The organism is Anaerocaecibacter muris (assembly GCF_943192945.1).
Taxonomy (GTDB): domain Bacteria; phylum Bacillota; class Clostridia; order Christensenellales; family Pumilibacteraceae; genus Anaerocaecibacter; species Anaerocaecibacter muris.
Genome location: NZ_CALPCE010000006.1, coordinates 136,929 through 149,507 on the forward strand (window position 1 = coordinate 136,929; position 12,579 = coordinate 149,507).

12 protein-coding genes are annotated in these 12,579 nt (G+C 51.6%); 11 read left to right on the forward strand and 1 reads right to left on the reverse strand.

What is annotated here, in order from left to right:
- Positions 1–2: 2 nt before the first annotated feature.
- The 6 genes from NFR57_RS07110 (at position 3) to NFR57_RS07135 (ending at position 4,782) form a co-directional block, all read left to right on the forward strand.
- The gene (locus NFR57_RS07110) at positions 3–959 is read left to right on the forward strand and encodes an ABC transporter permease (RefSeq protein WP_251183150.1); all 957 of its coding nucleotides are present in this window, start codon (positions 3–5) and stop codon (positions 957–959) included.
- Between the two features lie 178 nt (positions 960–1,137).
- Positions 1,138–1,410 (forward strand): type II toxin-antitoxin system RelB/DinJ family antitoxin, encoded by a 273-nt coding sequence (locus NFR57_RS07115; RefSeq protein WP_251183151.1) that lies wholly within the window; start codon positions 1,138–1,140, stop codon positions 1,408–1,410.
- Positions 1,407–1,685, forward strand: a complete 279-nt coding sequence (locus NFR57_RS07120; protein WP_251183152.1) for a type II toxin-antitoxin system YafQ family toxin — start codon at positions 1,407–1,409, stop codon at positions 1,683–1,685. The genes NFR57_RS07115 and NFR57_RS07120 overlap by 4 nt, the downstream gene beginning before the upstream one ends.
- Positions 1,686–2,122: 437 nt before the next feature.
- A complete protein-coding gene (locus tag NFR57_RS07125) occupies positions 2,123–3,163 on the forward strand; it encodes an ABC transporter ATP-binding protein (RefSeq protein ID WP_251183153.1) in 1,041 nt (346 codons plus the stop codon).
- Positions 3,160–3,981, forward strand: coding sequence for an ABC transporter permease (locus NFR57_RS07130; protein WP_251183154.1), 822 nt, complete (start codon positions 3,160–3,162; stop codon positions 3,979–3,981). Before NFR57_RS07125 ends, NFR57_RS07130 begins: the two co-directional genes overlap by 4 nt.
- 9 nt (positions 3,982–3,990) lie before the next feature.
- Positions 3,991–4,782 carry an ABC transporter permease gene (locus NFR57_RS07135; RefSeq protein ID WP_251183155.1) on the forward strand — a complete coding sequence of 264 codons (792 nt, stop codon included), beginning with the start codon at positions 3,991–3,993 and terminating at the stop codon, positions 4,780–4,782.
- A 17-nt stretch (positions 4,783–4,799) separates the two neighbouring features.
- Here NFR57_RS07135 and NFR57_RS07140 read toward each other — a convergent pair whose 3' ends face one another.
- Complete coding sequence (locus tag NFR57_RS07140) at positions 4,800–5,564, reverse strand: SDR family NAD(P)-dependent oxidoreductase (protein ID WP_251183156.1); 765 nt, start codon at positions 5,562–5,564, stop codon at positions 4,800–4,802.
- Between the two features lie 126 nt (positions 5,565–5,690).
- Between NFR57_RS07140 and NFR57_RS07145 the strand changes: the two genes are divergently transcribed.
- The 5 genes from NFR57_RS07145 (at position 5,691) to NFR57_RS07165 (ending at position 12,377) form a co-directional block, all read left to right on the forward strand.
- Positions 5,691–7,202, forward strand: a complete 1,512-nt coding sequence (locus NFR57_RS07145) for a hypothetical protein (RefSeq protein WP_251183157.1) — start codon at positions 5,691–5,693, stop codon at positions 7,200–7,202.
- A gap of 34 nt (positions 7,203–7,236) precedes the next feature.
- Positions 7,237–8,778, forward strand: coding sequence for an alpha-amylase family glycosyl hydrolase (locus tag NFR57_RS07150; RefSeq protein WP_251183158.1), 1,542 nt, complete (start codon positions 7,237–7,239; stop codon positions 8,776–8,778).
- 139 nt (positions 8,779–8,917) lie between these two features.
- Positions 8,918–10,621: a M3 family oligoendopeptidase gene (locus NFR57_RS07155; protein WP_251183159.1), complete on the forward strand. Its 1,704-nt coding sequence runs from the start codon at positions 8,918–8,920 to the stop codon at positions 10,619–10,621.
- Positions 10,621–11,472 carry a MazG nucleotide pyrophosphohydrolase domain-containing protein gene (locus tag NFR57_RS07160; RefSeq protein WP_251183160.1) on the forward strand — a complete coding sequence of 284 codons (852 nt, stop codon included), beginning with the start codon at positions 10,621–10,623 and terminating at the stop codon, positions 11,470–11,472. Before NFR57_RS07155 ends, NFR57_RS07160 begins: the two co-directional genes overlap by 1 nt.
- Entirely contained in the window at positions 11,469–12,377 is a 909-nt protein-coding gene (locus tag NFR57_RS07165; protein WP_251183161.1) for a tRNA dihydrouridine synthase, read from the forward strand. Before NFR57_RS07160 ends, NFR57_RS07165 begins: the two co-directional genes overlap by 4 nt.
- Positions 12,378–12,579 lie beyond the last annotated feature (202 nt).

A 12,579-nucleotide genomic window follows, 5' to 3' on the forward strand; every position in this document is an offset into this window, starting at 1 on the left:
CAATGATTAAAACGACAATCAGACAGACCGCGGCTTTTACCGCGCGCAATATCAAGCTGTTTTTTAAGGACAAAGGCGCACTGATAGGCGCGCTTATTTCGCCGCTTATTCTGTTTATGCTGTACGTGCTGTTTTTGCACGGCGTGCTTACGGATTCGTTCGCCATGAATTTGCCCGAGGGCTTTAAGCTGTCCGACAAGCTGATGGACGGTTATGTCGCGGTGTACGAAGTCGCGTCCATTATTTCGGTCAGTTGCGTGACCGTGGCGTTTGTCGCCAATATGTGCATGGTGAGCGACCGCGTTACGGGCGCGCGCATCGACCTTACCGTTGCGCCCGTCAAGCCGCGCGTGCTCATGCTCGGATACTACTTTGCGACGGCTATCGTCACGCTTACGGTGTGTCTTACCGCCCTTACTGTCGGGTTTGTTTACATAGCCGTTATGGGTTGGAGCATACCCGTAGCGGACGGATTTTTGATAATATTCGACGTTGTGCTCGGCGTGCTGTTCGGCACGGCGCTGTCCTCGATAGTTTGCTACTTTCTAAAAAGCAACGGTGCGGTAAGCGCGGTATGCACGATAGTTTCGGCGGTCTACGGATTTATAAGCGGCGCGTATTATCCCATTGCGCAGTTTTCGAGCGGAATGGGCAACTTTGTAATGTGCCTGCCGTGGACGTACTGCACGGGCTTGTTGCGCACGCACTTCATGTGCGGGTACGGTTCGGCGTTTACCGAAGCGGGCTTGCCGAGCGAAACGGTGGACGGCATGCTTAAAGAGTTGGACGCAAAAATGTTTTTCTTCGGCGGCGAAGTGCCCGTGTGGGCTATGTACACGATAGTTATATGCGCGACGGTCGTGCTTGTCGGCATATTCATCGCGCTTAACGCATTGCACGGCAAGCGCAAAAACAAAGCCGCAAAAACCCCGCCCGCGCCCGTCGCGACGGCGGAATAACCCCCTATAAATTACAGCAAGTAAACGGGCAAAGTGTATCGGCAATCCTGTTTCGCATAAGCATAGCCGACGCGATGTTTATCGTATAATTTACGAAAATCTCCGAAAAATTACGCAAAAATATTGACTTATTACATATACTATGTTAGAATGATATTGAAGATAAAGGAGGAGCGTTATGGAATACACTAATCTTAATATTAGAACTTCAAAGGAAACGAAAGCGGCTGCCGAAAAAATTTTCGATGAACTCGGTATCAATACTTCTACTGCTTTCAATATTTTTTTAAAAGCGGTTATAAGAGAAAACGGTTTGCCGTTTGATATGCGCGTTGAAAGCCCGAATGCCGAAACTATAGCGGCTATTGAGGAAGGCAGAAAAATAGCGCACGACCCTAACGTAAAGGGTTATACAAGCATTGAAGAATTAAGGGCGGCGCTCGGTTTATGATATATGAAGTAAAATATACAAACCGTTTCGAGAAAGATTTGAAGCAGGCGTTAAAGCGTGGTAAAAATCTTGATAAGCTGTTTGATATTATTGAAAAATTAGCTAAAGACGAACCGTTGGAACCCAAGAACAGAGTTCATATGCTTGTCGGGGAGTATTCGGGTTATTGGGAATGTCATATAGAACCGGACTGGCTGCTAGTCTATGAAAAATTCGACGACGTTTTGGTGTTGTCTATGTACCGCACAGGTACTCATTCGGATTTGTTCAAGTAAGCGATATGCTTTGGCGTATCGCTTATTATGTGAAATCCTGTTTCCCGTAAGCATAGGTGAGGGGGGGGATAAAATGGGAGGGGAATATTAAGTGAATAGTTAAGAGATAAAAGATAATAGTTGAGGAAGTTTTGCGTGAAGCAAAACTTGATTAGATATATAAAAAGAAATGCTTATACTCTCATCATTCCGAGCTTGTCGAGGAATTAAGGCGAACCGCCGCAAGGCGGTGTCGCGCGGAAACTGTCGATGTCTTTTTATGTGCATAACTCTCGCGACGGAAATATAGAAAATTTTAAAAAGTTGCAAAAAATACCCCCGATTGGCTTGACAAGGGGGGGGGGGGGCGTTATATATACTTTAAGAGTCGATAACTTACAAACGTAACGCAAATATCTGCGATATGTTTGCGCGAAACGCCTATACGGGAGAATTTTATGATTGAACTGATTAACGTCGAAAAGTATTTTAAAAAGCCGATTCGCGGCAAGGGCGTTTGGGGCATGTTTAAAACTTTGTTCTCGCGCAAGCATACGCTTGTCAAGGCGGTGGACGGCGTGTCGTTTACCGTGGGCGACGGCGAGGCTGTCGGATATATCGGAGCGAACGGCGCGGGCAAGTCCACCACTATCAAGATGATGAGCGGCATACTCACGCCCACGCGCGGCGAAATTCTTATCGACGGCAAGCGTCCGTACAAGTCGCGCGAGCGCAACGCCGTGCTCAAAACGATAGGCGTTGTGTTCGGGCAAAAAACACAGCTTTGGTACGATTTGCCGCTTACCGAAACTTATGATTTGTTGAGGTATATTTACGACGTGCCCGAAGCCGATTACAAGCGGCGTATCGGCGAGCTTACCGAACTTTTGGACATGAAGCCTTTTATGGACGCGCCCGTGCGCACGCTGTCGCTCGGTCAACGCATGCGCGCCGACCTTGCCGCGGCTATGCTACACAATCCCAAAACGCTGTTTCTCGACGAGCCTACTATCGGGCTGGACGTGCTTGTCAAGCGCAAGCTGATAGAGGCTATCAATGAACTTAAAAATCAATACCATACCACGCTCATACTTACCACGCACGCCATGAGCGATATAGAACTTTTGTGCGATCGCGTTATCGTGCTCGACGCAGGCAAGATTTTGTTTGACGGGTCGCTCGAAAAAGTCAAGCATATGTTTGGCGACAAGCGCAACGTTACTATCCAGACGCCCGCGCCCATAGACGTATCCGCCGTGGTCGATAAGTACGAAATAGAAAACGTGTCCACCGACGGCGACGGGCTGTTGACCACGTTTACTATCGACGCGCAAAAACTTAAAATAGACGTGTTGCTCGACGTGCTGTTAAAGTCTTACAAAGTAGTCGATATTAAATTGTCGGAAACGGGGATAGAACAGGTCGTCGAAAAAATTTACGCCGACGTTAAGTCGGACGACGATGCGGCTATCGAAGCGGAGGGCGGTGCGCAAGCATGAGAAGGGGTGCGATAAAGCGGTACTTGATTTTTACCAAGGCGGGGTTTCAGACCTTAATGGCATACCGCGGCAGAATATTTTTATGGTTTGTAGGCGCGCTGATTTCCGCCGTGCTTATGAGTTTGCTTTGGCGGGCGATATATTCGTTTTCGGACGAGCCGACGATAGGCGGTTATACGTATTCGCAGATGTTGTTGTATGTGATTGTGTCCGCAGTCATGTTTGAAGTGACTGTTTCCGATACCATGGGCGCGATTGTGGACGACGTGCGATACGGACAGATAGGCATGCGGTTGATGAAGCCTATCAGTTACAGGTTGCAACTTTGCTTTACGAATATCGGTAATTATCTCGGCAGACTGCTTATATTCGGCGTGCCGTTTATGACGGCGGGAACGCTTATAGCTGTGTACGGCTTCGGGCTTACGGGATTGACGTGGTACAATATTTTACTGTTTATCCCCGCAAGTTTCATAGCGATGATGATTAACGAGGCGTATGATTTTTTGTTCGGACAGCTTGCGTTCCGCACGCACGCAATGTTCGGCGTAAATTCAATGTCTATGACTATTAGCGGGTTTTTGTCGGGGCGCATGATTCCGCTGTCCGTGTTCCCCGTATGGGCGCAAAAGGTTCTCAACTGTACGCCGTTCCCGTTTATGATGAGCATGCCCGTGCGCCTTTATTTGGGCGTTATGAGTACTAACGACGTGCTCATATCGTTTGCCGTCGCTATTGCGTGGCTTATCGCTATCAATATCATAGGACAGCTTTGCTACAAAACGTCGGTGCGCAAGGTCGTTGTGTTCGGAGGCTGAATAATTACTATGCTTAAAGAATTGAAATTGTATCCCAAATATGTATCTATGAGCTTGCGGAGCGGCTTGTCTTACAAAGCCGATTCCATTATTATGATGATCAGTTTTGCTATTACCGAGGTCGTGTCGCTCGCAACCATTTATTTGATTGTGGGCACCGTGCCCGCTATCGGCATTTGGACTTTTCCTACTCTCGCGTTTTTGTTTGGGTTTACGCTTGTGCCGAAAGCCATCGATCATATTTTCACCGACGAACTTTGGCTACTCGCGTACTGGGCGATTAGGCACGGCGAGCTGGATATTTTTATGACGCGTCCGCTCAATCCGCTGTATCAGTTCGTCGCGCAGACTTTTAAATGGGACGGCATAGGCGAGCTTGTCGTCGGCGTGGTTATTATGTGCATATTCGGTCCGCAAGCGGGCATTGCGTGGACGGCGGGCGGGGTAATTGCTTTAATCCTGTGCGCCGTTCTCGGCATATTCTGCTTTACGGGCATTAAACTGTTGTTTGCGTCCATTGCGTTCTGGGTCAAGTATGCGGGCATATTCCTCAACACCGTGTACGACATTTCCAATTACGCCAAATATCCCGTGCGCTACATGGGCAAGGCGTTTGCCTCGATTATGTTCTTTGTTATCCCGTTCGGGCTGTTCCTATACTATCCCGTCGAGTGCCTTGTGACCGGCGCGAACATTTGGTGGGCGGTACTGTGGAGCGCTGTCGCCGCGGTCGTACTCATGACGCTCGCGCTTACGGTGTGGCGCCTCGGCATACGCCGATACGAAAGCGCCGGCAACTGACGCACCGCACATGCCGATTAGTCGAGGTTGTACGCCGAGCGCAACGCGGTAATTTTAAGTCGCCACGGCATGATTTTGTACAGTCCCGTCACTAACTTGTTTTTTGTGCCGACGGTTACTTTGGGCGGCGGGTTTTTGGCGTACAGGATTTTGACAATCTTTTGCGCAACGAATTCGGCGGAATAGCCCGTCTGTTCCATTTTTATGAGCGAGTCGGACGCGCGTTTGAGTTCTTCGTCGTATTCGCCGCAGTCGGTGTACACTTTTCGCTTGAACGAGAATTGCGTTTGCGTGCCGCCTATGATGACGGCGGTGCTTTTCACTTCGGGCGCTTCCAATCGAAGCTCCGCGCACAGCGAAATTATGCCTGCTTTGCTCGCCGAATAAAATCCGTCGTAGGCAATGGGCGTTACGCCGCCCGTCGAGCTTAATATTATAATCCGTCCGTCTTCGGCAGTGCGGAGCATGGGCATGGCGAGCTTGCAACACTCGATTGCGCCGAACAGGTTTACCTCGAACAGGCGTTTGTAGTCGTCGTACTCGGCATACTCGACGGGCGCCGCCATGGACGTGCCCGCGCAGTATATTAGCGCGTCTATGCGCGACAGGCGGGAAAACGCTTTTTTAAGCGCGGCGCGATCCGTCACGTCCGCAGTAAGGTTGTTCACGCCCGCGACCACGCACGGCGTGCGCGATATGTTTGCAATGTTTTCGCCCGATAGGTTTTGGACGACGGCAAGTCCTATTCCCGACGAGCCGCCGACGATAACGATGTTTTTCATGTCGGTCATAGTATGCGCATAAGATAAAAATACTATTTACGGTTAAATATTGCTTTTTTGTTGATTTTAACGGCAATCGGTGATATACTAATAACACTAAACCACGGAAATACGAGAGGAATTAAAATGGAACAAAATTACGTATACGAAGATGCCGATTACGAAGAGGGTCTTACCTTTAAAAAGGTAGGGTATTTCTTTAAAAAAGGCTGGTTGCGCATGCTTATTTACGCGGCGGTTCTCGCGCTTGTCGCAACTGCGGTATTTGTGCCTATCAAGGTGTTTTACAAGTCCGAACCCGTCGCCGAAACTTCTATCGAGTTTATTTACGACGGAATAGAAAAGGGGCTTAATCCCATAGGCGGCGTGCTGGATACCGACAATATCATTTCCACGACCGTGCTTAAAAACGCCGTCGATCAAGCGGGGCTTAACGGCACGATTAAAGACATTTCCAAACTGCGCGCGTCTATGCGCGTCGAGGGCGTGCTTACCGACGAATACGTCAAGCTCACCGAGGCGGCGGCAAACGGCGACAAGGACGCGGAAAACAAACTGCGCAATTACGTCATGCACTCCACGCGCTTTAATATAGTCATTTCCGACCCCGACGGGCTCGGTCTGTCGGACGACAAGGCAAAGTTGCTCCTTAACAAAGTAGTGTCGAGCTATTACGAGGACTTTAAAACCCGTTACTCGGTGTCCAACATGTTCTCGGGCGATTTGTACGTCTTGTCCGACAACAGCTTAATAGAATTTACCGCAATTTACGACACCTATACCGATTCGCTCAAAGCGATTAAGTCCTATCTTAACGAAAATGCGGAGGCCGCGGCTAATTTTGTATCGACCGAGAACAATGCGACGTTCGCGTTGCTGTTGAGCGAACTCAATATCCTCGAAAACAATTACGATTTGTTTAACGCTTATATCCTGTCCAACAACGTTTGGCGCGACAAAGTCACCGCTTACGACTCGCTTGTCGCCAACAAGACGGACATAGAAAACAGGCTCAAACCGCTTACCGATTACAGAACGGAACTTGTCAACCAAATAAAGGAAATAAAGCCCAACACCTCGACCTCCACGAGCAACGGCTCGACGACGACCACCGTTCAGTACCCGCCCGAATACTTTGTGTATCAGGCAAAACTCGACGACGCCAACCGTCAAATCATGGACTACGGCGTACAACTCGCAAATATCGAAACGCGCATGAAAAAGCTCAACCCCGACTACGACGGCACGGACGGCACGATAACAGGCGGCAGCGACATGGTCCCGACCGATAAAAGCGTTATCGACAACGCTGTGCGGCTGTTGAAAGCGCTGGAAAACTCGACAGCCGAGTTTGTGCAAAAAGTGAACGCGACAGTAGAGAATTACTACGACACGACGTTTATTTCTTCGTCCGTGCGACAGGTTCAACCTCCCGTCGTTACGCGCCGAAGCATAGGACTTAATCTGTGGATAGTTTATCTTGCGGCTGTGCTCGGCGGGCTGATAATCGCGGGCGCGGTTACGGGCGTAAAGATAGGCAAGGCGAGCGCCGCCAAAAAGAACGCGTGCGCTTATAATCCCGAACAGACCGCGGTCGAGGACGGCGCGGACGAAGTTAAACCGCAGGACAAGAAATAAAACAAATAACCGATTATTCGTCAAGGAGTTTATTATGACAAATACATGGCTTAAATCCGCAGTGTTTTACGAAATTTATCCCAATTCGTTTATGGACTCGAACGGCGACGGGTACGGCGATTTTAAGGGTATGACGAGCAAGCTCGATTATATCAAGTCGCTCGGTTGCAACGCAATATGGCTTAATCCGCATTACGATTCGCCGTTTAAGGACGGCGGGTACGACGTGCGCGATTACTTTAAGGTTTCGTCGCGGTTCGGCACGGAAGCGGACTTCGACGAGTTTTTGGCGACGGCGCACGCCAAGGGAATTAAGGTTATTCTCGACCTTGTTCCCGGACACACTTCGGAGGAGAACGCCGACTTTTTGCGGAGCGCGGAAAGCACGCCCAACGAAATGTACGACCGATTTATCTGGACGGACGATCCGTGGTCGTGCCCGCAAGGGTTTAAAAACAATTCCGGTCGGTTCGACCGTCACGGCAGCAGTATAGTCAATTTCTTCTGCACGCAACCCGCGCTCAATTACGGGTTTAACCGTGTGGACGAGCCGAGTTGGCAACACTCTTACAAGTCCGAAGCCGCGTTCAAAACGCGCGAGTGGTTAAAGTCCGTTATGCGGTTCTGGCTGGACAGAGGCGCGGACGGGTTCCGCGTGGACATGGCGGACTCGCTTGTAAAAAACGACGGCGAGCAGAGCGAAAAGCCGGCAACGAGCGAAATTTGGCGCGATATTCGCGCTATGCTCGACAGCGAGTATCCCGACGCGGTGCTTGTTTCCGAGTGGGCTAACCCGCAGGCGATACGCGCGGGCTTCCACGCCGACTTTATGCTCAACCACCACGCCAACCCGTACAGCAAACTCGCGCGCATGCAGGACGAAAAGGGCGAGGGAATAAGCTACTTCGACGCTAACGGCAAGGGCGACGCGCAGGCTTTTGTAAAGAGCTTTACGGACTGGTTCGAGCAGACCAAAAACGACGGATATATCGCGCACATAACGTGCAACCACGACACGCCGCGCCTTGCGCCGCGCTACTCGCAGGAGCAGTTGCGCCTTATATACGCGACGCTGTTCACACTGCCTTGCGTTCCGTTTATATACTACGGCGACGAAATAGGCATGAAGTACGTAAAAGACATGCCGTCCGTCGAGTGCGGATTTAACCGCACGGGGTCGCGCACGCCCATGCAGTGGAGCATGGAAAAGAACGCGGGATTTTCGACGTCCGACAAGCCGTTCTTGCCCGTCGTAAACGACAAACAGATAAACGTGCAAGCGCAGGAAAAGGACAAAAAATCGTTGCTCAACTTTATGCGCGCGCTGTTGGCGTTCCGCAAAACGCGCAAAGAATTTATATCCACCGATTTGGAGTTTGTGCACGCCAAGGGCGAAGAACCGCTCGTGTACAAGCGCGGCGGACTGACGGTAGTCGTAAACCCGCTTAACGTCAAGCAGGTCGCGCCCGTCAAAGTCGCGCCCAAGGCGAAAGCGATTTTCGCCGTCGGCAAGGAAGCCAAACCGAGCAAAGAGGGCATTTCGGTGCCGCCGCTGTCGTTCACGGTTTTCGAATAACGATAAATCGACATAAAAGGCTTGCTTCGGCAGGTCTTTTGTTTTGCGATTTGCGTTATTCGGACGGGCAAACGTCGGGCTTGCGCGTTTGACTTTTTTGCGCGTTTTATTTATAATTACTGTGTAAGGAGAACGAATAATGGTCAAAAAGATTTCCGAGTACGAATACAAGCGCGCGGACGTGGACGCGGCGATAGCTTTTCTCGACGGCACCGTCAAAAAGGCGAACGCCGCAACGGACGTCGTTGCGCTCGCGGCGACGCGCGACGAAGTCAACGCGTATTTTGCGGACTTTTACACTTTGGTCTACATTGCGGCTATACGCCATACGCTCGACGTGCGCGATAAGTTCTATGCTGCGGAGCAGGATTATTACGACGAAAATATGCCGCGGCTCGCCGCCAAAACTACGGAGTTTAACAAGGCGTTTATATCGTCGCCGCACGCAGACAGGCTGGGCGAGGTTATAAACCCGCTTATAGTCGATAAAATTAAAGCGAGCTTGCGCGTTATGGACGACAAAATCATAGCCGACTGCGTGGAGGAAAACAAGCTCGTCACCGAGTACGATAAGTTGCTCGCGGAATTGACTTACCCGTGGAACGGCAAAAAAGTCACGCTCGGCGAAATGCACGGGTTTTGCAAGTCCGCCGATCGCGAGGTGCGCAAAAAGGCGTTTGCGGTTATAGGCGAAACGCTTGCGACCGTCGGCGACAAGCTCGACGATATATTCGATCGCATGGTCAAGGTGCGCACCGCCATGGCGAAAAAGATGGGATTTTCGGACTTTGTGGAAATGGGCGATTTGCGCATAGGTCACATAGGTTACGGGCGCGAGCAGATAGCGGTGTTCCGCAATTCGGTGCTTAACGACGTTGTTCCCGTTATAGTCGAGCTTAAAGCCGAGCTTGCGAAAAAGCTGGGGCTGGACGGGATTCATCTTTACGACAACGACAACTATATAGCGGGCGGAAACATCGACCCGCAGGGCACAGCCGCAGACCTGTTTGCCGCGGCGCAAAAAATGTACGACGGTATGAATCCCGCGCTCGGCGCGTTCTTTAAAGAAATGTGCGAGGCGCAGGCGATAGATTACGTCGCTCGCGACGGCAAGATGGGCGGCGGTTATGCCGAAATGCTGTACTCTTACGGTCAGCCGTTTATATTCGCAAACTTTAACGGAACTATGGACGACGTGGGCGTGCTTACTCATGAGTTCGGGCATGCTTACGCGTTTAAACGCGCAGACGAAAACAAGATAGATTTGGACTTGTTCGTCGGCGGCATGGAAACGGCGGAAACGCACTCCATGGGCATGGAAGCGCTGTGCAACAGGTACAACAATCTGTTTTACGGCGAGCGCGACGCGGCGGCTACCTATCAGCAGATTTTCGACGCGCTCAACTTTTTGCCTTACGGCGTGACCGTCGATTACTTCCAAGAGCTGGTCTATAAAAATCCCGACATGTCGCCCAAAGAGCGGCGGGATTTGTGGTTAAAACTCGAAAGCCGATTCCGCCCGTATGTCGATATGTCCGATATACCGTTTATAAACGTCGGCGGCAGATGGCAGTACCAAAAGCACATTTACGAATCGCCGTTCTATTATATAGACTACTGCCTGTCCACGTGCTTGGCATTGCAATTCGGCGAGCTTGCGGACAAAGACTATTCGGACGCGCTCGGCAGGTACTTGAACCTTGTCGAAGCGGGCGGCACAAAGACGATCGACGCGCTTGCGCATCAAGCGGGACTTAAAAGCCCGTTCGACGGCGGCGCGCTCAAAGACGTATGCCGTCTTATAAAAACTCACCTCGAAAAACTTGCAAAGGAAATACGCTGATGAACCGCATTATTCAGGACGAAACCGCGTTTTTGCGCGCGCCGATTATAGACACCTCGGCGGAACTCGAAATCACCGATATTAAAAACATTTCCACGGTCGCGGCAAAACTTAAAAAGCTGTACGGCGATATTACAGTCGTCGCGGACGGCACGCACGTCGCAATAAGCGCGTTGAAGTCGGCAAAGACGATAGCCGTCGCCGCGCAGACCGACTTCGACAAAAAGCGTTACAACGCCGCGGACGCAATGCGCGTCATAGCGCGGCTCACTCTGGACGAGGGCGGTTGTCCGTGGGACAAGGCGCAGACGCATGAGAGCATACGCATCAACATGATTGAAGAAGCATACGAGGCGGTGGACGCGATAGACAAGCGCGACGTAGAGAACATGCGCGAGGAGTTCGGCGACGTGTTTTTGCAGTCCATACTTCAATCGGATATTGCGCGGCGCGCGGGCGAGTTCGACTTTGACGACGTTTGCGACGAGCTGTGCAAAAAGCTGATAGGGCGGCACACGTTCATATTCGGCGCGGACAGCGCGACCAATCCCGACGAAGCGCTTACGCTGTGGGAAAAGGCAAAGGGCGTAGAAAAGCATTACGACACGGTCAAAAACCAGCTCGAACGGTTGCCCGATAATTTCCCGTCGCTGTTGCTTTGCCAAAAAACGCACAAAAAACTTAAAAAAGCGGGCGCGCCGCAGACCGCGGCGGCGGACTTGCAATCGGCTATCGCCGCGCGCGACTATACGCGCATTATCGCGGCGTGCGCCGCACTGCTGTCGGACGATGGCAAGGATGCGGAAGTCGAGCTTAACACGCTTGTCAAGCGCAAAATTGCGGAGCTATGACCGCGAGCGGGTTTTATATAGGTAAGTATAAAATAACGGGCGGCGTGCTCGCGCCCATGGCGGGATATACCGACGTCGCGTTCCGCGAGCTGTGCCGCGAACTGGGCGCGGGGCTTACCCCGACCGAAATGGTGTCGGTGCGCGGGCTTGTCCACGGCAACGCCGCGACAGTCGAGCTTATGCGCGTGTCCGATCTCGAAACGCCGTCGTGCGTTCAGCTTTTCGGCAGCGACCCGCGCGATTTCGCGCGCGCAGCAAAAATCCTCGCGTGCGATATTATAGACGTAAATATGGGCTGTCCCATGCCGAAGATAGTAAAAAACGGCGACGGGTCGGCTCTGTTGAAAAACGCGAAGCTCGCGGGCGAAATAGTGCGCGCGATAAAAGATAGCACGGACAAGCCCGTCACGGTCAAAACGCGGCTCGGCTACGGCATGGGCGAGGACACGGCGGCGGAGCTTGTGCACAGCGTGGCGCAAGCGGGCGCGGCGGCGGTAGCCGTGCACGGGCGGTATGCGGAGCAACGATATTCGGGCAACGCGGATTATACGCAGATAGCAAAGATAGCGCAGTCAACCGATATTCCCGTCATTGTCAACGGCGATTTGACCGACTGCGCCGACAAGCCGCTGTTTGCGGGCGTCATGATAGGCAGAGCCGCGCTCGCTAATCCCGCGGTGTTTTCGGACGGACGCGTCGAGCCGTTCGACATAGCGCGGCGGCATTTGCAAAAGCTGGAACGATACTTCGACGGGCGATATACGGTTATACAGGCGCGCAAGTTTTTCGTGCATTACTTTAAGGGCGTGCGCGGCGGAAAAGCGATACGCGACGAGGTCAACCGCGCCGTCGCGCCGAGCGAAGTTTACCGCACTCTTGACAAAGCCGAGCGCGGCGTGTTATAATACAAGCGAATTTGCTTGCTTGCAAGGGCAAATTCACGCCGTATTTCAACACGACTGCGTGTTTTCGTGAGAAAACACCGGCGGTGATAACCGCAGGGCAAAGGCTTGCCTTTGACGCAATTCAATGTTATAATACAAGCGAATTTGCTTGCTTGCAAGGGCAAATTCACGCCGTATTTCAACACGACTGCGTGTTTTCGTG

Excerpts from the sequence above, each read along its gene's own strand:
- NFR57_RS07110 (WP_251183150.1), top strand. The coding sequence starts at position 3 with ATGATTAAAACGACAATCAGACAGACCGCGGCTTTTACCGCGCGCAAT.
- NFR57_RS07115 (WP_251183151.1), top strand. The coding sequence starts at position 1,138 with ATGGAATACACTAATCTTAATATTAGAACTTCAAAGGAAACGAAAGCG.
- NFR57_RS07120 (WP_251183152.1), top strand. The coding sequence starts at position 1,407 with ATGATATATGAAGTAAAATATACAAACCGTTTCGAGAAAGATTTGAAG.
- NFR57_RS07125 (WP_251183153.1), top strand. The coding sequence starts at position 2,123 with ATGATTGAACTGATTAACGTCGAAAAGTATTTTAAAAAGCCGATTCGC.
- NFR57_RS07130 (WP_251183154.1), top strand. The coding sequence starts at position 3,160 with ATGAGAAGGGGTGCGATAAAGCGGTACTTGATTTTTACCAAGGCGGGG.
- NFR57_RS07135 (WP_251183155.1), top strand. The coding sequence starts at position 3,991 with ATGCTTAAAGAATTGAAATTGTATCCCAAATATGTATCTATGAGCTTG.
- NFR57_RS07140 (WP_251183156.1), bottom strand. The coding sequence starts at position 5,564 with ATGAAAAACATCGTTATCGTCGGCGGCTCGTCGGGAATAGGACTTGCC.
- NFR57_RS07145 (WP_251183157.1), top strand. The coding sequence starts at position 5,691 with ATGGAACAAAATTACGTATACGAAGATGCCGATTACGAAGAGGGTCTT.
- NFR57_RS07150 (WP_251183158.1), top strand. The coding sequence starts at position 7,237 with ATGACAAATACATGGCTTAAATCCGCAGTGTTTTACGAAATTTATCCC.
- NFR57_RS07155 (WP_251183159.1), top strand. The coding sequence starts at position 8,918 with ATGGTCAAAAAGATTTCCGAGTACGAATACAAGCGCGCGGACGTGGAC.
- NFR57_RS07160 (WP_251183160.1), top strand. The coding sequence starts at position 10,621 with ATGAACCGCATTATTCAGGACGAAACCGCGTTTTTGCGCGCGCCGATT.
- NFR57_RS07165 (WP_251183161.1), top strand. The coding sequence starts at position 11,469 with ATGACCGCGAGCGGGTTTTATATAGGTAAGTATAAAATAACGGGCGGC.